Origin of the sequence: Geomonas edaphica, assembly GCF_004917075.1 — a bacterium.
GTDB classification, from domain to species: domain Bacteria; phylum Desulfobacterota; class Desulfuromonadia; order Geobacterales; family Geobacteraceae; genus Geomonas; species Geomonas edaphica.
Map to the genome: position 1 here is coordinate 1,405,429 of NZ_SSYB01000001.1, position 18,715 is coordinate 1,424,143.

General features: G+C 54.1%; 20 protein-coding genes. 17 read left to right on the forward strand and 3 right to left on the reverse strand.

Going from position 1 to position 18,715, the window contains the following annotated elements; all coding sequences use genetic code 11:
• Positions 1-43 precede the first annotated feature (43 nt).
• From E8K79_RS06055 to E8K79_RS06070, 3 genes are all read left to right on the forward strand, one after another.
• Positions 44-1,261, forward strand: a complete 1,218-nt coding sequence (locus E8K79_RS06055) for a tyrosine-type recombinase/integrase (protein ID WP_136513905.1) — start codon at positions 44-46, stop codon at positions 1,259-1,261.
• A 446-nt stretch (positions 1,262-1,707) separates the two neighbouring features.
• Complete coding sequence (locus tag E8K79_RS06060; RefSeq protein WP_136513906.1) at positions 1,708-2,469, forward strand: substrate-binding periplasmic protein; 762 nt, start codon at positions 1,708-1,710, stop codon at positions 2,467-2,469.
• A 489-nt stretch (positions 2,470-2,958) separates the two neighbouring features.
• The gene (locus E8K79_RS06070) at positions 2,959-3,981 is read left to right on the forward strand and encodes a fatty acid desaturase (protein ID WP_136513907.1); all 1,023 of its coding nucleotides are present in this window, start codon (positions 2,959-2,961) and stop codon (positions 3,979-3,981) included.
• A gap of 59 nt (positions 3,982-4,040) precedes the next feature.
• Here the strand turns inward: E8K79_RS06070 and E8K79_RS06075 are convergent, their stop codons facing one another.
• A complete protein-coding gene (locus tag E8K79_RS06075) occupies positions 4,041-4,322 on the reverse strand; it encodes a helix-turn-helix transcriptional regulator (RefSeq protein ID WP_136513908.1) in 282 nt (93 codons plus the stop codon).
• A gap of 325 nt (positions 4,323-4,647) precedes the next feature.
• Here E8K79_RS06075 and E8K79_RS06080 point away from each other — a divergent pair, with 325 nt between their 5' ends.
• Both E8K79_RS06080 and E8K79_RS06085 read left to right on the forward strand, forming a co-directional pair.
• Entirely contained in the window at positions 4,648-5,235 is a 588-nt protein-coding gene (locus tag E8K79_RS06080) for a DUF1732 domain-containing protein (protein WP_136513909.1), read from the forward strand.
• The gene (locus E8K79_RS06085) at positions 5,228-5,899 is read left to right on the forward strand and encodes a hypothetical protein (RefSeq protein ID WP_136513910.1); all 672 of its coding nucleotides are present in this window, start codon (positions 5,228-5,230) and stop codon (positions 5,897-5,899) included. Before E8K79_RS06080 ends, E8K79_RS06085 begins: the two co-directional genes overlap by 8 nt.
• Before the next feature lie 199 nt (positions 5,900-6,098).
• On the opposite strand, the gene E8K79_RS06090 is transcribed toward E8K79_RS06085, so the two are convergent.
• Both E8K79_RS06090 and E8K79_RS06095 read right to left on the reverse strand, forming a co-directional pair.
• Positions 6,099-6,440, reverse strand: coding sequence for a hypothetical protein (locus tag E8K79_RS06090; RefSeq protein WP_136513911.1), 342 nt, complete (start codon positions 6,438-6,440; stop codon positions 6,099-6,101).
• Between the two features lie 247 nt (positions 6,441-6,687).
• Complete coding sequence (locus E8K79_RS06095; protein ID WP_136513912.1) at positions 6,688-8,643, reverse strand: ATP-dependent DNA helicase; 1,956 nt, start codon at positions 8,641-8,643, stop codon at positions 6,688-6,690.
• A gap of 361 nt (positions 8,644-9,004) precedes the next feature.
• Between E8K79_RS06095 and E8K79_RS06100 the strand changes: the two genes are divergently transcribed.
• The 12 genes from E8K79_RS06100 (at position 9,005) to E8K79_RS06160 (ending at position 18,144) form a co-directional block, all read left to right on the forward strand.
• A complete protein-coding gene (locus tag E8K79_RS06100) occupies positions 9,005-9,295 on the forward strand; it encodes a hypothetical protein (RefSeq protein WP_342782498.1) in 291 nt (96 codons plus the stop codon).
• 141 nt (positions 9,296-9,436) lie between these two features.
• Positions 9,437-10,003, forward strand: coding sequence for a hypothetical protein (locus E8K79_RS06105; protein ID WP_136513913.1), 567 nt, complete (start codon positions 9,437-9,439; stop codon positions 10,001-10,003).
• Between the two features lie 80 nt (positions 10,004-10,083).
• Positions 10,084-10,518: a hypothetical protein gene (locus tag E8K79_RS06110; RefSeq protein WP_136513914.1), complete on the forward strand. Its 435-nt coding sequence runs from the start codon at positions 10,084-10,086 to the stop codon at positions 10,516-10,518.
• 117 nt (positions 10,519-10,635) lie between these two features.
• Positions 10,636-11,136: a hypothetical protein gene (locus E8K79_RS06115; protein WP_136513915.1), complete on the forward strand. Its 501-nt coding sequence runs from the start codon at positions 10,636-10,638 to the stop codon at positions 11,134-11,136.
• A gap of 63 nt (positions 11,137-11,199) precedes the next feature.
• Positions 11,200-11,559 (forward strand): hypothetical protein, encoded by a 360-nt coding sequence (locus E8K79_RS06120; protein WP_136513916.1) that lies wholly within the window; start codon positions 11,200-11,202, stop codon positions 11,557-11,559.
• 126 nt (positions 11,560-11,685) lie between these two features.
• The gene (locus tag E8K79_RS06125) at positions 11,686-12,363 is read left to right on the forward strand and encodes an NADase-type glycan-binding domain-containing protein (protein ID WP_136513917.1); all 678 of its coding nucleotides are present in this window, start codon (positions 11,686-11,688) and stop codon (positions 12,361-12,363) included.
• Between the two features lie 90 nt (positions 12,364-12,453).
• Positions 12,454-12,915, forward strand: a complete 462-nt coding sequence (locus E8K79_RS06130) for a DUF4830 domain-containing protein (protein WP_136513918.1) — start codon at positions 12,454-12,456, stop codon at positions 12,913-12,915.
• 675 nt (positions 12,916-13,590) lie between these two features.
• Positions 13,591-13,938, forward strand: a complete 348-nt coding sequence (locus tag E8K79_RS06135) for a hypothetical protein (protein WP_136513919.1) — start codon at positions 13,591-13,593, stop codon at positions 13,936-13,938.
• A 611-nt stretch (positions 13,939-14,549) separates the two neighbouring features.
• Positions 14,550-15,167: a zinc metalloprotease gene (locus E8K79_RS06140; protein WP_136513920.1), complete on the forward strand. Its 618-nt coding sequence runs from the start codon at positions 14,550-14,552 to the stop codon at positions 15,165-15,167.
• 744 nt (positions 15,168-15,911) lie between these two features.
• A complete protein-coding gene (locus E8K79_RS06150; protein WP_136513922.1) occupies positions 15,912-16,586 on the forward strand; it encodes a hypothetical protein in 675 nt (224 codons plus the stop codon).
• 87 nt (positions 16,587-16,673) lie between these two features.
• Complete coding sequence (locus E8K79_RS06155; RefSeq protein WP_136513923.1) at positions 16,674-17,144, forward strand: YybH family protein; 471 nt, start codon at positions 16,674-16,676, stop codon at positions 17,142-17,144.
• Between the two features lie 328 nt (positions 17,145-17,472).
• Positions 17,473-18,144: a fibronectin type III domain-containing protein gene (locus E8K79_RS06160; protein ID WP_136513924.1), complete on the forward strand. Its 672-nt coding sequence runs from the start codon at positions 17,473-17,475 to the stop codon at positions 18,142-18,144.
• Positions 18,145-18,715: the final 571 nt, after the last annotated feature.

Here is an 18,715-nt window from a genome sequence, read left to right on the forward strand (position 1 = left end):
TGTACCCCCAAAACAAATCTGATACCCCCACGTGGAGGTTGCCGTGGCACTGACGGACGTAAAGATACGGAACACCAAGCCTGGAGAGAAACCGATCAAGATTTCCGACAGCGAGGGAATGTACCTGCTGATCAATCCACGTGGCGGGAAATACTGGCGGCTCAAATACCGCTTCGAAGGCAAGGAGAAGGTGCTGGCTCTCGGGACCTACCCGGAGGTGTCCCTTGCCGAGGCGCGCGACCTGATGCGGGCGGCCCGCAAGGAGTTGAGGAATGGCGTTGACCCCGGAGCGGCCCGTCGGGCGCAGAAGAATGCCAGAGAACTGCGGGCGGCGAACAGTTTCGAGATCGTGGCCCGGGAGTGGTGGGAACGGTTCAAGCCGACCTGGACCGAGGGGCATGCCCAGACCATCTTGGCGCGCCTAGAGCAGAACGTCTTCCCCTGGCTGGGAGGAACCCCCATGCCGGACATCGAGGCGCCGGAACTCCTGGCGGTGCTGCGCCGGATCGAGGCGCGGGGCGCCCTGGAAACAACGCACCGGGTCAAGACGATCTGCGGCCAGGTATTCAGGTACGCCATAGCCACCGGGAGGGCGCAGCGCGACGTCGCAGCCGACCTCAAAGGGGCTATCCCCCCGCCCAAGGCGCGCAACCACGCCGCCATCACTGAACCCAAGGAAGTGGCGCCGCTATTGCGCGACATCGACGCGTACCAGGGCGGTTTCGTGGTGAAGTGCGCCCTGCGCTTCGCGCCGCTCGTTTTCGTACGCCCCGGTGAGCTAAGACAGGCGGAATGGTCCGAGATCGACTTCGACGCCGAACAGTGGAACATCCCCGCCCAGCGCATGAAGACCAAGGCCCCCCACATCGTCCCGCTCTCCACCCAGGCACTGGATATCCTGAGGGAGCTGCAGCCTTACACGGGCACCAGCCGCTACCTGTTCCCCTCCGGGAGATCGTTCGACCGCTGCATGTCCGAGAACGCGGTCAACGCGGCCCTGAGGAGAATGGGGTACGACGGGGACGTGATGACCGGCCACGGCTTCAGGGCCATGGCGCGGACCATCCTCGACGAGGTGCTGCAGATCCGGCCGGACTACATCGAGCAGCAACTGGCCCACGCGCTGCGCGACCCGAACGGACGCGCCTACAACCGCACGGCTCACTTAGCCGAGCGGCGTAAAATGATGCAGACCTGGGCGGATTACCTGGACGGGCTGAAGGCAGGAGCGAATGTGCTGCCGTTCAAGAAGGCGACCTAAAGCCGTGCGGCTCTGGTAGCTATCTGCGGAAAATTTTATGGAAAGCGAACAGCGGTAGTACGTGCATATTTTGCGCGAAGGGTGCAGGAGGGGGAGGTTCCAATCCTCTTATTCCGACCATTTAAAACAAGAGCCCTCGGCGCTTGCCGGGGCTCGGCCCTCCTGCGGTCCGGAGAAAGCTTTCCTTCACTAGCTTGCCCTTTTGCACCTCCCCTGACACCATCCCCGGAGCGACCGTCTCGCGAGAAGTTCTGTGCGGCCGGGCACATCCTGGTGTTCGATGGTATCTTTAAAGATATACGGAAAAACTGACGAAGAGAACGAGAGCAAGGAAGCCGATCCGAGCCAGGCATTTCAATGCCGCCAAGGGGAAGAACCCCGATGGCAGGACGAAGTGATAACCGAAGCCTGGTAGATTTGTTGCGAATTTGACTAAAGGGAACCTTATGAAGAAGCGAGCTGTGCTTATTTTTATGCTTGCGTTGTTGTCTGTGCTCGCATCGGTGGACGTAGTATGTGCTCGAATGAGAATAACGCTCCTGGCAGAAAATGATTGGTATCCGTACAGTGCGGAAGTAGCATCCAGACCGCAAGGCTTCTCCGTTGATTTCATAACAGCCGCCTATAAAGCCGTCGGCGTCACGGTGGTTTACAAGGTCGTCCCCTATGCCCGTGCCATGAGCCAAGTCAAAGACGGCCACTACGCCGGTTGTTTTAATGCCGGCGAAATCGAGAGTCTGAAAGCCGATTACCTTCTGCCCAAGCAGAGTATCATGATAAGCGATCCAGTCGTGTGGGGCACGATCTCAGCACCTCACATCAAGTCTTACAAAGATTTGGAAAGGAAGACGGTTGGTGTTGTAAATGGTTACAACTATGACCTCCAACTCACTGACAACGAAAAAATCGTGAAAGATGTCGGCCCGACGGAATTGAGCAGCATGAAAAAGTTGGCGCTAGGAAGAATCGATTTCACCGTCATTGACCGCTGGGTCTCCCTGTACCTGATCTCGCGCAATAAATCAGATTTGCAAGGAAAGATACGGCAGGTGGGCGTGCTTCAATCAATCAGGATAATCCCGGTTTTCTCAAAACTACACCCTGACGGTGCGAAGGCCAGAGATCTTTACGACAAAGGAATGGCAATCATAAAGAAGGACGGAACCTACGAGAAGATCAGACAATCGTGGGAAGACAAGTTCAGGTGATGAGTTCTCCCCTGCTGTCCATTGCGGCCCATGGCAAATTTGACGGCAGCGCATCGAGAATAGTGCAAGCCTTATCAAAAAGGTCCAGCGTATCACCGCGGCCACGCTACCTTTATGGGAACCTTCCACCGCTCTAGCGAGAGCCGTGAGGTCCTGCCCTGATGGGACGGAACGGCCGGGGCCAACCCTGTAAAATGATGCAGACCTGGGCGGATTACCTGGACGGACTGAAGGCAGGAGCGAAGGTGCTGCCGTTCAACAGGGCGACCTAAAGCTGCGGCTCTGGCAGCCGTCTGCTGGGGGGGGCGGAGGTTCGATCCTCTGCTTTCGACCGTCTATTGGAAAGGCCCTTTGAAGACATCCAAGGGCCTTTTTCTTGTCGCACCGGTCAGTGGCTCGGCCTGATTTGCGGCCCCGGTGCAGCTTTCCAAGATGAATTCTTGATCTATCCTTTGATGGGATGTCCATTCCACCCAAAGGGGGCTCATCATGGTTTTCAATCCCGTTTTGGTCGCCACGCACGTGGAAAAACCGGCGTGGTATAAATCACTCGGGAAGTACGCCGAACCCAACGTCCGCATCGCTACCTGGCAACTCCTCAGTACCCTCCTCCTCTATTTTTGTATCGTGTCCCTGATGGTGTTCACCGTCAAAACTGGCTACTGGTATGGCCTCACGCTTGCCCTGGCCGTAGGGGGAGCCGCCGTTTTTGTCCGCATCTTCATACTTTTCCATGACTGCACCCATGGATCCTTCGTGCGCTCGCCCAAGTGGAACCGGAACATCGGGTATATCTGCGGCGTTCTCACCTTCACCGCCTTTCACGACTGGCGGCGCAGCCACGCCGGACATCATATCTCCGCCGGCGATCTCGACCGGCGCGGTTTCGGGGACATCACAACGTTGACCGTCGAGGAGTATCTTGCCGCATCACCCTGGGAACAGCTGAGGTATCGGATGTACCGCAACCCGCTGATCATGTTCACCATCGGTCCGCTCTACTACTTTTTGCTGCGCAACCGCTGGCCGAGCAAGGGAGCGCACAAGCAGGACCTCCATAGCGTGATCTACACGGACTTGGCCATCGGTGCCATTCTCCTGCTGGCGGCGTGGACCATCGGCTTCAGGACCTACGTTCTGGTGCAGTTGCCCATCCTGTTCATCGCCGCCACATTTGGCGTTTGGCTCTTTTACATCCAACACCAGTTCCAGGGGGTCTATTGGGCGCGCCACGCGGAATGGAATCCCTGGAAGGCTGCGCTGGAGGGCGCGTCCTTTTACCAGCTACCCAAAATGCTCCAGTGGCTGACCGGCAACATCGGATACCATCACGTGCACCATGCACGGCCCGGGATTCCCAACTATTACCTGCAGAAGTGCTATGAGGAAATTTCGGAGTTGCAGACCATCCACCCGCTCACCATGCGCAGCAGTCTTGGCTGCATCCGCCTGAACCTCTATGACGAGAAAGAACGCAAGATGGTCAACTTCAGGTCCCTGCAGAAGGTGTGATGACAATGGACCTCAGCTCTCGCGCGCAGAGACTTCACGGGTTGCCACCTTGCCTTGCTTTACGATGAACGCTGCTCCAGCAGGGCCCGGATGGACTGGACCGGCCACGCCGAAACCCGGTCCGAGAGCTTGACCGGCGGCGGGTAAATCCCCTTCTTGATGCCGGCGTACCATCCCGCCCGGCTCACGGGGAAAAGCGGCGTGATGGCCGGCCTCGGCGTCTTCGGCCCCCGGCCGGATTTCCTGTTCGCCGCTGCCTGTTCCATGGTAACTTCCTTTTGCCCGATGATCTGGGGCAGCCTCACGTACCCGTCGCCGGGCAGCACGTTGGTGTCGTTCATGTGCAACCTCCCTGTCGCTTTTTTGTACGTTAGGTCCGACCGGTCAACCGTGGTTAGCGCTACGGAGTTACTCTGCCGCTGGTACTACCTAGCCCAGAGTAGGGCCGATTAGGCGTTGGAAATATTTAACCACAATATTCAAGCCTGTGCTCCAAATGATGAGGGAAAAAGCTCCGCATGCTCATAACTGGGACGCGGAAATGCCTGAGGCTCCTGCGTCGCTTCAAAGGCACGCAAGGGGCGCACAGTACCGATATAATTATTGTACTAATAAGTACAATTAATTGTATTGATTTATACATTTTTTTGTACTAAAGGATACAATATGCAATACAGACTTGGAAAAGAGCAACTCTTCGAGGTCCTGGAGGAGTGGAACCGGCGCCTGAAGCGCCGGGTGCACCTGATCGCCTGCGGAGGGACCGCCCTCACCCTTTTGGACATCAAGGCATCTACCAAGGACGTCGATTTCGTGGTGCCGGTGCTGAAGGAACATGCCTACCTCACCAGGAACCTCGAACAGATGGGATACCAGAGGGTGACCCAATCGGGATGGCAGCGCCAAGGGGAAATCTTCCAGTTCGACCTGTTTCCCGGAACGAACATCCACACGACCGGGCTCCTCGCTTCGCCGCTGGATGAAGGAAGGCACTACCTTCTGCGCGAGTATTCGCACCTGTACCTCGGCATCCTGAACTACTACGACCTGATCTGCAGCAAGCTGATGCGGGGTACCAGGGTGGACTTCGACGACTGCCTCATGCTCGCCGAGGCGAAGATCTCGGAGATCGACGTGGACGCCCTGGTGGCGCATTTTCAGGAGATGATCCTGTACGACATCTCGGAGGTAAGACTCAGGCCGCACATCGAACATTTCGTGGACCTGCTCAGGGAGAAGGGGCTTTATGGATAACCGGGAACTGATGAAAAGCCTGTCCAGACTCGGCCTGCCGATGTTCGAACCGGACGAGGCGCTGGACGTGAACGAGACGGTGGCCGAGGTGGTGAAAAGCGGCGACGGACGGCTGTGGGAACTCTTCCCGGTACTGCTGGCGAACGCTTCCGAGGACTACCGCTACAGCACCGACAAGGTCCTGCAGCGCTTGCCGGAAGAACGGGACCACCGCAACCTGAAGCGCCTTTACCTTCTGTCTCTCTCCCTTTACGCGTTTTACCATCTGGAGTTCAAATGGGCCGCCAGGTTCAAGAAGGAGCTCCAAGCGAAAGAGAAGGAGCAGGTGAAGGCATGGCGCAAAGCCCTCGCCTCAGACGAGCCGGTGACCTGGGAGGGTGCGGAATTCTCGCCGGAGCGCCTCAAGAAAAACTTTGAACTCTACGTCGAACAGAACGCGGAACGGACCCGACGCAGGAAGGAAAGGTACGACGAATTCTCTCTCGCCTTCGCGCTCTCCCAGGTCTTCTCACCTAAACAGAGCGACCTCTTCAGGAAGAAACTGGAGGGGCTCCCCATGACCAAGACGGAGCAGGAGTATTACTCCCGGTCGGTCAAAAAGAAGGTGTTGGCCCTTGCCAACGCGGAACTGCACGCGCTGGCCCGGAAGCTCCTGGAACAGTAAAAACGCGGAGGGTGTGCGGGGCACTCCCCGCCCCGACAAAGGCCGGTTCTGAGGGGGACGGAGCAGCGGCAGCGGAGCCGTACCCCGCAAAAAGGGCCGGGACCGCCTGAAGCTGCCGGTGCTTCAGCGCCGGATGCTTCGGTCCCAAGATCAACGCCTCTTTTTGGCCTCCTTCCTGGGTGGCACTGGGGCGCCCCTATTAGTCGAAAGCCCGAGGACCAGCGATCCTTTGAAAGCGTGCATGCTCGGCTTGATCGTGGGCGATCAGCTGTTTTTCCAAGACTTGGAAAAAGTATTTCATCTTGTCGGCGCTCAGTGTTTTCTGATCCAGAAGCTCCACTTTTTCTATGATCGAGAGGGCCAAAATCTCGAGATTTTCGACGCGCTCCAGAAGTGTTTCCGGGAGATATACTTCACGTTCCAGAGCGTCCAGCGCGCTGGAAATGAGGTCTCCCATGGAGAGCTTTTGGGACTCCTGCAGTTGCATCAACCGCTCGAAAACCTCGGCAGGTAATCTCTGATTCATCTTACTTTTTGCCATCTTTGATCCCTCTCAACTGCTGGACCACTTGGTCCGCTAGTGATATCAGCGGCTTAACGCACTTCAGGCGCCGTTCTGGCGGCAGGGATTTCGGCCTTTTTCAGGGACTTACACCTGATGCTGCGCCGAAGAGCTGCGTCAGGTGTACAAGGAAAATCAGCCGAGCCAAGCGAGGCCCGCCTGACCGCAGCCGGCACGAAGGGAAAAGGTACCGTAGCTTCACCGTGGACGCCCCGGTGCTCAGATCTTAAAGCCCTAGGCCGGGAAGCTTCGGGAGAGCTTTCTCAAGCTGCCGGTCCACCACCTTCTGCACTCCCCGGATCTGGAGTACCTGCTCCGGAATTTTGAGTCCCGGAGCGCGGACCAGCGGGATGACATGCTCGAGCGTCGGAACCCTGCGCACCCCTTCCCCCCGCTTCAGCATGACCCGCTCCAGCTCGCCGATACTCTTTTGCAGATCGTGCACCGATTCGGTGCTGCCCCTTTCCCGCGCATGCGTGATCTCCCGTACCGGGACCCCCGCTTTACCTAGCGTCGAACTCTTGCCGTCGACCAGCTCCACCGACCGCTCGAGATCATCGATGGAGTTGGTGAAGACGCGGGTCCCGAAACGTGCCCGGGTGACGGCGACGTTCAGCGCGTTGTAGCTCATCCGCCCGTAGCTCTCGCCGTGCCCGCCTCCCGGCTCCAGATCAATCCCCTTTTTTGGCTGCACCGGCGCGTACAGGATGGAGTGCTCCACGGTCGCCCCCTGGCTCTTCTGTATGGTGACCGCGTAGGCGTGGTCGATGTGCCGGTACGTCGTCAGGTCGAGCGTCACCTCGCGCCCCTCCATGTCGATCCGTATCCGTGTGCCGTCGATCTCACGCACCACCCCGAGCGAGCCGTTTTGCACCCCGAGCCCCCGGTCGTTTTTCAGCGCGACGATCCGGTCCCCGACGTAAAAGTTCCGCTCTTCCTCTCGTAAAAGCGTGGTCCGTCCCGGGAGCTCTGCAGCGGAGAACTCCTTCGTCACCTCCCGGGCCACCTTGCGCCGTTGCCGGTCCAGGGTCTCGAAGGCCAGGCTGATCCGGACCACGTTACGCTCACGGTCGAGCCCGACCACCTTCCCCTCGGCGTGCAGTCGCGCTCCCCAGGCGACCGTCCGGCCGTCCTCGGCCCGCTCACCGGAAAAGTGCAGCGTGTCCCCGAGCTGGTACCCCTCGACGGTGATCCCCTGGCGCACCGGCGCGAGCACCGGAAAGCTCCTCCCCTCATTGATCTCGCGCCCGGTGACCCGTGCCCGGCGTATCTCGAGGTTCAGATCCTTGCGCGCGTCGTTGGTCGTTGTCACGAGGAGCACCTGCTGCGCCTCTCCCATCGCCGCCCGCCCGGGCATGCGCGAAAGCTTCCGGCTCTCCTCCAGGTAGTGCTCCACGGCGGCGCGACGCAGCTCAGACGGGTCGGCGATCTGCAGCACCTCCTGGCGCTTTTCCAGGGAGCGGAGCGCCTCCCTCGCGTTCACGGCAAGCTCTCGGTCCTCCCGGTTCAGCCCCTTGGCGATCTCCAGGAGCCCCGGGTCGCGCTGCCTGAGAATCTCGGTCAGGTGCGCGTAGTCGACCTCCTCTTTGAGGCCCAGTTCCCGCACCTGGCGCAGCAGGTCCCCCGCCTGGATCCCCTGCATCTGCTTCGAGTCGTCCAGGAGATGCTCCGCCTGCCTCGCCCCGAGAAAGCCCGCCTCGTCCACCCGGAGCACAACCTGCGCTTCCCGCCCCTGTGGGATGAGAAATTTTTCACCCGCGACTACTACCATGGGCGGCTCGCCGTTCGCCCTCTGTAGGGCAAATTTGGAAGCCGGATTCGCGTTTTCGAAACTGTCGAGGGTGAGGGCGGGCTTCCCGGTGGCAACGGACAACTCCCGGGCCGCCTTCCCGGTATAGGAGAGGTTGACGGATAGATGCTCCCTCCCCTCGGGGCGCAGCACCTCCTCGTTGAAGCGCTCGACGATCGCCAGTGTGGAGGTCTTTGCGGTCCCCGGGTCCCCGATGGTGAGGGCGACGCCGCGCCTCCCGGTCAGTTCCTGGAGAACCTCGGTTTTCTGTCCGGCCGTAAGCCGGACGCCCTCCCTCTCCTGACAAAGCTCCAGTCGTATGGCGAGCCCTGAAGGAGACGGGATCGTGGCCCCCAAGTTGACCCGTGACAAGACGCGGAACGACTCATCCATGACAGGACCGTCGAGCCCAAGTGCCCTGGCCCCGCGGCCGTACCAGTGGCTGCGCCCTTACTCGAGTCCCTGAAGGTAGTAGTCTTCCCTGGAGAAGTATCCGCCTACCTGCCCTGCAGCCATCCCCGGTGATACCGACATCATGGACATCTCTCCGGTCAGCGAAAGGCTATGATGATCGTTCCAAAGGGCTATAATCTATTGGCGTACTTTAACAAAGTTTATCGACATTCCAACATCAGCAGCAGGAGCAATTTCTTATTGTTATTCATTAACTTTGCGTGATATGCTGCGCCTGCCAGGGGGATGGTATGAAATCGCGCCTGAATCTCAAGCCGGGCCAGAGGGAACCAAGCGCCTGGTGGAAACATATGGGGAATCGCTGCTCTACGTCCGGTATCGTTACGACGCGGAGCGCGGCGTGAGGCTAAAGACGGTGGAAATCGTGGTGGAGGAAAAGCCCTGGCGTCACCGTTCCCGCTTCCGCGAGGAGGACTTGGTGAACGTGATGGTCGGCTATTCGGAGGGGGACCTTCGTGCCAAGCTGAAAGCCGCAGGCGGCAGATGGAACGCGGAGGATAAGCTCTGGCAGGTCCGTTACGGATCCATTCGCGGCACCGAGTTGGAGTACAGGATCGTTGATGATGCCTGATAATTCGGCAGGCAAGTGCATCCTGAACAGGATGCAAATCAGGCATCCTCAAGAGGATGCATGTTTCCCATATGAGATACCGGCATCCTAAATGAGATGCTTGGGCTAACCGGTCAACAACGGGTTAAATTAGGAACAATAATGAAAAAATTAATTATCGTTTGCGCTGCCCTGGTAATTGTTGGGACAGTAGTATTCTACGTATTTAAAAATAGACCATCTGAGCCCGCCCTCCTTCAACCTGCTGTAAAAACAGGTTTACCCCCGGAAAAAATTGCTGAATTATTTGTGAAGGCTGATTACGATGGCGCTCGCCTTGGAGGCTCACACTCTTTAGGTGAAGTGGCGAGTCATATGGTATCCCCAGAAGGAGAATTTGAACCTGGGTGGGATACAGCCATCATAGTAAATGACTACAGTGTCTCAACTCCTGCCATCAAAAATGGTGCAGCAAAAGTTGTCGTTACGTATAACGTTCTTGGAAGCATCGCTGGTGCTCAAGAGTTGGAAAAGAAAAACAAAAACGAAAAAACCGAGTTCCATTTCAAAAGTGTTGGATCTAATTGGAAATTGATTGCTCCAGTTGACCTTAATCCACACATTTCAAAAGTTACTGCAATCAAGTCTCTTGAAGATTTGATTGACCCGCATGATAAAGAAAGATCAGAGGAACTGCGACAGCTGATTTCTAAGGTTCGGAAAATGTAGCGAGGCTGGCTCTTAAATTACCAACAAGCGCCACGACCTGTCCAGCCGGTCAGGCTTATGACGTTGGACAGAGATGATACATGAAAAGGCTAACCGTCATTTTCCTCGCAGTTGTCTTTTATCTGGGGGTCATTTCAACGACCCTAGCATATTTACCCCATGTAAATGCACCCCTATGGCTAACTACCTTGTTTGCAAAGAAATCAGCCTGGCTGGTTTGGGCCAAAGTTAGACACAGTGCCGTTGTTATCATTGCAGCTGCATTAATTGCTTCCTTTCTTTTAAAAGTTAAAAAGGAAACAGCAGATTCTGATGCATGGACTATTGGAGTGTCAGCCACCTTATTTGGCCTCCTGCAAATCTATCTCACCTTTAAAAGTTTCAATATCCCCTTTGACTGGAGAGGGTTCAGCTGGGTGGAAGCAACTGATTTCCTAGCAATACTAATCGCCATCCCCCTCGCTGTAATGGCAATAAAATTGGTGGCAAAACCGCACACCAACAGAAGGATCTAAAAGGGCTGCATGTAAGCTGGGCAAATGACACAAAGACGAGGGGAGAGCCCAACAACGCCCTTAGACTCGGACGGCTCGCGCCGCCGGTCAAGGCCGCCCTCGTTGTACGGAGAATGAATGGTAGAAAAGAAAAAGAAACTTCTCAAGGATACTGCCTTGCTGGTGGCGGGAGTCTTAATCGGAACTGGTATCGGATTCAGTAGAATCGCTCCATTCCATAAATGGCTTACCATGGGGAAGACCGGGGACGAAATGGGATGGTATTCGGAAATCCAGTACTATAAGGCAGCCACTCCCTCTGCATTAAAAGCTCAAAAGGAGTATCTGACATATTTAACAGCAATTGAAAAAAAGAAGTCCGAATGGAGCCAATGGTCAGTGCCGTGGATGACGGAACAAATGTTGGACTACAACAGAGCTATTACTTATGCAAGAATCGCAATCCTGGAAGAGCGGGAGGGAAGAGCCGCTGAAGCTAACAAAAGTTGGCTAGAGGCAGAAAAGTCTGCAACTGCCGCTAGATGGAAAACGCCGAGCAAAGGTCAGATTCTGAAGGTTTTAGCTACTCAAGAGGCTGAGTTTAAGAAAGCCGAGGAAGGCGTACAACCACGCCCTTAGACTCCGACGGCTAGCGCCGCCGGTCAAGGCCGCCCCCGTCGGACGGAGAAAATGAGTCGAGAAATGGCGGAAAAACAGAAGGAACACCAGATGTTCGATCTACTATGTAACCCATTAGCGATATTGTACGATATCCGCCTCAGTGAAAGAGGTATTGAGTTTGTATTCTTTCGGACACTCGTGATCGCTACTGTTCCCTACGAAAATATTGTAGAAATTCAGGTTGGCGAGAGTTTTTTCAAGAATTGGGCGGCCTATCGATTTGTAAATAGATGGGTAACCCAGCGATATGTGATTAGAAAGCAGAAGGCATGGTTCGCAAAGGAAGTTGTGGTTTCACCGCAAAATGGCGGTGGCTTCATTGAAGAGTTGAAGAGACATAGTGTGAAAATTAATTCGAGTAACTGTGTGACCGCACAATAAACAGGAAAGAAGAGAGCCCAACCCATCAGGTGGACAGGCCTCCGCAATGGTAGGCACTGGAATATGTTGATAAAAGTTGAGTGCTCCGCCGGTCACCTACAAGCCGTTGGAGAAAAGAGAGAATAAATGAAAACTTCAATAGTGCTCGCAACCGCCATTCTGACGTTGTTGTCCGTATCTTCCTATGCCATCGAATTCAAGACAGTCAAAGCAGTTCAAGGCAGGGATTCAGATTATTTCGATTATGAGGATGCTGTTATCGGCAAAGACGGTAAAGAAATATCGAAAGGAAAAAAAGAGTTCTTGCCAGGATGTAGCTGGTACTGCGGGGGGTACGTTAAAAAAATATCCGCATCCGCCGAGATGCCGCCTGAAGGCAAAACTACATATAAGGCAAACAACGCTCACGACTTTGATAAAGACACCGCATGGATTCCGAGAAAAAACGACTTCGGGGTGGGTGAATCATTAACCTATCAGTTTAACTTCGACAAAGAGAAAAACTATAAAGGAACTCTTGGTGTTACGACTATCTTGATGGCGAATGGTTACAAGAAATCAAGAGCAGTTTGGGAAGCAAATTCGCGAGTCAAAAAAATGCGAATGTACGTAAATGGCATGCCTTATCGTGACATCAAACTCCTTGATAGCTACGAAGTTCAGACCGTTGATATTGGAGAGATAATGTTCCCTCCTCGCAAGACAACAATCCTGAAGTTTGAAATTCTCGAAGTCTATCCAGGCAAAAAATACAGGGAAACGGCCATTTCTGAACTGGTATTCGAGGGAGTAGGCGTGCATTAATTCTAACCTTGCGGCACGACCCGACCACCCGAAAAGACTGGGCGGGCGGGTCAGCCTTGTGACGTTGGTGAAACAACGAAGGAGTATCGGATGAAAATGTCTGGGGTCGTTTCTATGTTCCTCGCGGTCATCTTTCTTTTCGGACCTTCTTACTCTTTCTCATCCGCCAGTCAATTAGTCGGATCCGATATAATTCAAAAATACGATTTGCATATCAAGGGCACCTCAAGCACAGAGGAAGTCCTTCTGCCACATGAACTGACTGGTCCTAACTGGGGTCTCAAGCAGTCTGTGTTGAAGAGGACCGGTTTTGAGTTGTCACCATATGCTGGGCAAAGGGTCTTACTGATCAGGTACGATCTTGTAGAAAAATATTATCAAACCACTAATTTCGGAACAGAAAGTTATGATTTGTCGCTTTGGGTAGTAGCTAAAGGACACAAAGCCTTAGGCGCATTTGTAACTTGCAGATGGCCACATGGCCTGATTCCCGGCGTGTTTGCCGTCAATGACTCAAGCATAAAGCTGCCATTGGGTGAGCTAGGATTTTAGGGGAGCGGTGAACTAGGTGTGATCTCTGGCGTTAGGGGATGAATGGATTTTGCGCGTGATGAGAACTTTGAGGGGATGTGCTTAAGATATTGATATTTCAACGTAAAAGTGAAAGTTTCACAAAATCTCACCAACATCCCCTGGTCCCCCGGCGCTGAAATCCAACAGGCCAGTGGACCGGTTGCGGTAAAACCGCGCCGGTCACCGGCCAGCCGTTGGACGTTCTTATATAGCGGTGGCAAATTTCATATGGGTTAGGATTTGAAGATGTTCGGGCCATTACAAGCATTTACATGTATATTCTGCTTTATGGTTGTTGGAACCATACTTAGTGAAGTTTCGTACAAAAGAAAAACACCAAGCGAGGTAATAGCAAATTGGCGCGCGCTTTTGTTGAAGATTGTTTTTGGATTCTTATTTCTGATTGTATCTAGCTTCTTATACTGGAAGGTATGGCAACATTGAAGGTCCGTATCCCGAAAGAAGTCGGTGACTTCAGGTGTTGGTAAATTAACAATCTATAAAGAAGAATCCCAACTAGCCGAGTGGATGCGGTCCGCTTGGTAGCTGAGAGTTTAAGGGAGCCGGTGGAAGTTGAGCGCGCCGCCGGTCGCCCTTCAAACGTTATACGCAAAATCAAAATCGATAAAGGCAAAGACATATACTATGAGTAACTTGGCGTACATCATCATCCTTGCCTTAGTCATAATAATTATGTCGATTCTTAACGCGTGTGGCAAAGCTGTTGGTTCAGGTGCGAATGTAAAAGATTTCTTCCTTGTCGAATCAGAAAAGAAAAAAGAAGTTCAAAACATGCACAAATGCCAGCTATCTAAAACCATAGCTGGCTTACTATTTGGGATGTTACTGCTGTGCCCAATTTTGTACAGAAATCGAATAAACGGCGAACCATTCATCAATATTGATCATCAAGTACGTGACTATGTGGTGGGTTTTCTTGGCTTCGCTGAACTATTGTTGTTTGTCTTGATTTGGAACGCGGACCGAAAAGCACGAAAGTGAAGCCGAAAAGATTGGCATAATAACGAGTTGGACAGATAAAGAAGAAATAAGTAGAGGCAAGATGAAAAACACGAGAAACATCCTTCTCCTGATTTTGTTCATCGTCATTTCGAGATGGCTTTACCCTCTCATACAAGGAAACTTGGCAGCATTTTACATCCCATTCTCGTCGAACCTGCCGCGAACGGCAGTTGCTAGCGGAGCATGGTTGTCAGGATGTGCTGCAATTGGCTCATTTATCTGCGCACTGGTGCTTGCGTGGCCGCTTGGGTATTTGACCAAAGAAAGGCCATTGATAATGGGGGCAGGACTAGGACTGATTGGCACAGGACTCCACATTTATGATTTTCCATCCTTGTTCATTCAATTCAACTGGTTTTCCGGAACAATATCAATCGTAGAGCATCTATCGTTCATCTTGGGATGCGTAATATTCACGAAGTGGGGAAGCGTTTTTCGGGATAGGAAAGATGGCCAACACGCGCTCTGATCTTGGCCCGGGGGGGGTAAGCCCACCCAGCACGTCAAGCGCAGCCCCGTTTCCAACCATGGAGTTGGACCGGGCCAAAATCGGCCGGTCAACTTCCGCCGTTGGGCGCAAAAGAGGACTTATGAGAATTCTGGCTTTGCTGCTGGCACTTGCGATATTTGGTGGCTGCACGACGGTTCTGAAGGTGACGGAAGCACCCACCCCAGAAATACCGAACAAGCCAGTAGACGTTTGGCTATTGCCGATAGAGGGTTTTCCGCCTGAATATGCACGAGAGTTGGAGAAGACGTTTTCAGCCGAATTGGGACTCAAGGTTCGTGCTACCGTTCACACTGGCCGCACAGCAAAGATGTATGGTCCCTCTGGGCAAATGATCGCAGAGCGTGTCCGAGATGATTTAGAAATACCTATTAAACGACTCTACAACCTAACCCCCAAGACAATTTTTATCGCCCTCACGCGTGACGATCTGAATGGAGAGGACGGGGGGACACGCTTTGTTTTTGCCTCACATTTTCCTCCTGAACGCCTCTCTGTGATTTCTACTGCACGGTTGAATGATGCATCTTACGGAAAACCTGACACCCCGGAAAACACAAGGCTTCGTCTCTACAAGATGGTGAAGAAGGCCATAGGGTTGCAATATTACGGTTATTGGCGCTCCACCGACTTAAAAAGCGTTATGTATTCTCCCATCATGAGCCTTGACGATCTCGACGCTGTAGGGACGAGTTTTTAAAGGAAGATGCCCAACACGCGAATAGACCTGCTTCGCTTCGCTCTCAGGTCATTCGCAGTCCCGTTAGTGGAGCTGAAGCACCTTAGCCGCCCACTCTCCATAAGCCTTTCGAGTTCGTTGGCAATGGGCAGTAGCGGCCTGCGTAGGTTCTCAACGTCCGTCGCATCGTAGTGCCTTCCCGATATCGAACTGTCCACGTGGTTTGTTAGACGGTATGCGTCCTCGAAGATCTTCAGCCGTCGTGCCGTGGTATGAAGGTTCAACGCAGGCCGTGCACGGTGATGTTCAGCTCCGTGTTGAGTTTAAGCGCCGTCGCCATAAGCCTGACGTGCCCGGTCTTGTTGGTGCCAATACGGCGGGAAAAAAGAGGGAGAAAAAACCATCAGGATCCGGGTTCCATTCCCAATTTGAGGCGGATTGCAGCGGCGAAAATTGGGGGTATCTGGGGGTACAAAATTTGGCATTTTTTGGCTTTTTCCTTAATTATATCAGCATATTTATTATGTGGTAGGTTCCCGCCACCTCCACCAACCTTCGCCAAAGACTCCGGTCGGCTCAAAGAGCCAACCGGAGTTTTTGTTTTTAGGCGAAGGTTGTCCCCCGTAGCAGCCTGCCCCCCTTCGTTAAACGCCTGGCAGAGCCAGGCAACTACGGGGGGCGGGCGTCATGCGAAGGGGGATTTCCCCTTGCTCAACAGACATCTTTAATCTAAATTGCTAAAATCATCGGGATAAAGAGGTACCAATGACCATAGCAAACGAACCCCTTGTAAATGCGGCAAAGCCAGTAACCTCCCGCTGGCCGTCACTATTCGCGCTGGTGGCGCTTGGCGGCCTGTACGCGGCATTGCCGTCCTCCTTGCTTCTTGGCGGTCCGCGCTGGCTCCTGTTGGCCATCGTCTCAGTACTCGCCGTGCCGCTTGTCGTCACGCATTACAAGGGAGCTCACGAGACCAACCAGTTGATCGGTTTCGTCTTGAACGGCGTGGTGACGACAACCATGATCATCTCGCTTGCCTTGCTGATAAGAGCCCTCCCCCTTCACCTGGAACAACCGCGGCAACTGCTGCAGTCCGCTGCGGCGCTTTGGGTCTCCAACATCCTCGTTTTCGCCTCCTGGTACTGGAGGCTTGACGCCGGCGGCCCGCACAAACGTGCAAGGCGCCCCGATCACTCCAAGGGGGCGTTTCTCTTTCCACAAATGACCTTGCCTCCCGAGAGAAAACACGCCGCCGGCTTCACCGAGTGGATGCCCAATTTTGTTGATTATCTCTTCCTGGCCTTCAACACCTCCACAGCCTTCTCACCAACCGATGTTCCGGTCCTGTCACGCTGGGCAAAAGTCTTGATGATGCTGCAGTCGATGATCTCCCTGCTCGTGATCGCCCTACTTGCTGCACGAGCCGTCAACATCCTATGATTCCGGACGGACTCCTTCAAAAAGTAGCGATGTGATATGCTGGACAGAAACGTACGAATCACGTGGTGGCGCTGAAGGAGGGACACCATGAAAATCGAAACGGTTCCAGTTACCGGCAGGGAGAGTAAGGAAGAGATGTCACCGATGCTGAGGGCGCTATCCCAGTTTTACGAAGCGCTCAACAGCAGGGACATGGAACTGATGTCAGAGAATTGGGCGCAAAACGACGAAGCCGCCATGGACAATCCACTTGGCGGCATCAAGCGAGGGTGGGAGGAGATCAGGACCGTCTACGAGCGGCTCTTCGGGAGCGCTTCAGAATATCACTTCGAGTTTTACGATTACACGCTCCACGCTACGGGCGAGCTCTTTTACGTAGTTGGCAGAGAGCGCGGCGAATTGAAGACCGCCGACACCGTCCTCGAGATGCGGATCCGGACCAGCAGAATCTTCAAATTGATCAACGGCCAATGGCGACAAGTCCATCACCACGGCTCCATCGACGACCCCGACTTACTGGCCCGCTATCAGCAGGCCGTGCTCGGCAGGCCGCACTGAAAGCAGTTGTACCCCTGGCGCGCGCGCCCCTACAAGTCGCCCACTGATCCGGGCGCACGGAACCGCGGGTAACCATACCAGTCAAACCTTCATGAAGGCTTCGGTTGGCACCTTTTATCCACCGTTAGCAGCCTGCGGGCGCAGGCGCTAAGCGCAGATAGAAGTGCCGACCGGAGCCTTTTGCTTGTAAGGGGGGGCCAAAACCGGACGCCTCGTAGCCTCACTTGCTTGAAGTGACGTGCAAAAAACCGAGCCTCCTTCCGGCAATTGACAGCTGCGCGGCTTCTGATATCTTAAAGTATACTAACATTTTAGCAAGGAGGTCACCATGCCCGATCGGTACGATCTAGTGGAAACAAATTTCCGTAAGCTGAGTTACCCCGAATATTACATGGTTTTGAACGGTTTTGCCGACGCCCTGGAGGTCAGCGAACTGTATAACCAGAACCGCCCCGAGCACATCGCTCCACCCCAGCGCTACAGAGAGCACATCACGACCATGAAGCAACTGAGCATCGGAGCGGACCGTGGAGATTCCCTCTTACAGGAGCAGCGCCAGGCGGCAAGGGACCTCTCCGAACTCGACATGTACTCCTCCGTCAGCTACATGAAGACCATCGCCATCTACAAGCAGGACCCGACCATCATGCACATGCTGAACCTGCCGCTCAAGGAAGCGCACCAGAAGATTCTCCGTAAACCCACCCCCCACAAGGCAGCGGAGATCCTGGTGGAGCTGCGACACCTGAAGAACGAGTCAGGTGCCATCATTATCCTTGGAACCCACGCAAGGAACGGTGGGCCGTACCTGATCAACATCTGCAAGGGAGAACCGGTCTCCGAGGAGAGCTGGTACAACCCCGGCGGCCATCACAAGACCTGCACCAGGATCATTCTCAGAAATCTGGAACCGGCCAACAGATATTACGTCCGTCTGAGGACCGACGGTCCCGAAGGTCCCGGCAAATGGTCGCAGCCCGCATCGATCATCGTCCTGTAGCCCCCCTCCCCTGTCCCAACGCTTGGGCCTGCCGGCAAACCGGCGGGCCTAAGCCGCACCTCCCTCCTCAAATCAGCGCCCAGCCTCATCACCGATGCCGGCCCCAGGCTTCAAGTCAGCGCCCCAACTCCCGGAGTTGGCAGTTCAGGCCACCCGTCGAGGATAAAGATCACCAAGACTCGTTGAAAGGCCCGGATAAAAAACGAAGCGGGTCAGAAGCGCGACAAACGCCGGAAGCGCGCGTTCAAAATCCAAAAATTTATTTCAAACGAAGGGAAGACGAGTTCAAACGTGAGAAAAGAGGTTTGAATTTCAAAAACGAGAAATGAAGCGCAGAAAAATAAAAACAAACACCTCGACCGTCGTTTAAACTTCGGGAGGCGTGTTTAAATCGCGCCCAATACGATTTCAAAACGGGGAAGCTCGTTTTGTTTTTCGGTAAAAAATGTTTTCGCGATGAAAAATGAAAATAAACGCGGGAAGCCCCGTTTGTTTTTCAAAAAGACGATTTTAAAAAGCGGAGGCCCGTTTTGTTTTTCGGGAAAAAAAGTTTTCGCGACGAAAAATGAAA

Coding starts and splice junctions, on each gene's coding strand:
- E8K79_RS06130 (WP_136513918.1), top strand. CDS start 12,454: ATGAAAATGTCTGGGGTCGTTTCTATGTTCCTCGCGGTCATCTTTCTT.
- E8K79_RS06150 (WP_136513922.1), top strand. CDS start 15,912: ATGACCATAGCAAACGAACCCCTTGTAAATGCGGCAAAGCCAGTAACC.
- E8K79_RS06115 (WP_136513915.1), top strand. CDS start 10,636: ATGGTAGAAAAGAAAAAGAAACTTCTCAAGGATACTGCCTTGCTGGTG.
- E8K79_RS06140 (WP_136513920.1), top strand. CDS start 14,550: ATGAGAATTCTGGCTTTGCTGCTGGCACTTGCGATATTTGGTGGCTGC.
- E8K79_RS06085 (WP_136513910.1), top strand. CDS start 5,228: ATGGATAACCGGGAACTGATGAAAAGCCTGTCCAGACTCGGCCTGCCG.
- E8K79_RS06155 (WP_136513923.1), top strand. CDS start 16,674: ATGAAAATCGAAACGGTTCCAGTTACCGGCAGGGAGAGTAAGGAAGAG.
- E8K79_RS06090 (WP_136513911.1), bottom strand. CDS start 6,440: ATGGCAAAAAGTAAGATGAATCAGAGATTACCTGCCGAGGTTTTCGAG.
- E8K79_RS06125 (WP_136513917.1), top strand. CDS start 11,686: ATGAAAACTTCAATAGTGCTCGCAACCGCCATTCTGACGTTGTTGTCC.
- E8K79_RS06120 (WP_136513916.1), top strand. CDS start 11,200: ATGGCGGAAAAACAGAAGGAACACCAGATGTTCGATCTACTATGTAAC.
- E8K79_RS06080 (WP_136513909.1), top strand. CDS start 4,648: ATGCAATACAGACTTGGAAAAGAGCAACTCTTCGAGGTCCTGGAGGAG.
- E8K79_RS06075 (WP_136513908.1), bottom strand. CDS start 4,322: ATGAACGACACCAACGTGCTGCCCGGCGACGGGTACGTGAGGCTGCCC.
- E8K79_RS06070 (WP_136513907.1), top strand. CDS start 2,959: ATGGTTTTCAATCCCGTTTTGGTCGCCACGCACGTGGAAAAACCGGCG.
- E8K79_RS06110 (WP_136513914.1), top strand. CDS start 10,084: ATGAAAAGGCTAACCGTCATTTTCCTCGCAGTTGTCTTTTATCTGGGG.
- E8K79_RS06160 (WP_136513924.1), top strand. CDS start 17,473: ATGCCCGATCGGTACGATCTAGTGGAAACAAATTTCCGTAAGCTGAGT.
- E8K79_RS06060 (WP_136513906.1), top strand. CDS start 1,708: ATGAAGAAGCGAGCTGTGCTTATTTTTATGCTTGCGTTGTTGTCTGTG.
- E8K79_RS06105 (WP_136513913.1), top strand. CDS start 9,437: ATGAAAAAATTAATTATCGTTTGCGCTGCCCTGGTAATTGTTGGGACA.
- E8K79_RS06095 (WP_136513912.1), bottom strand. CDS start 8,643: ATGGATGAGTCGTTCCGCGTCTTGTCACGGGTCAACTTGGGGGCCACG.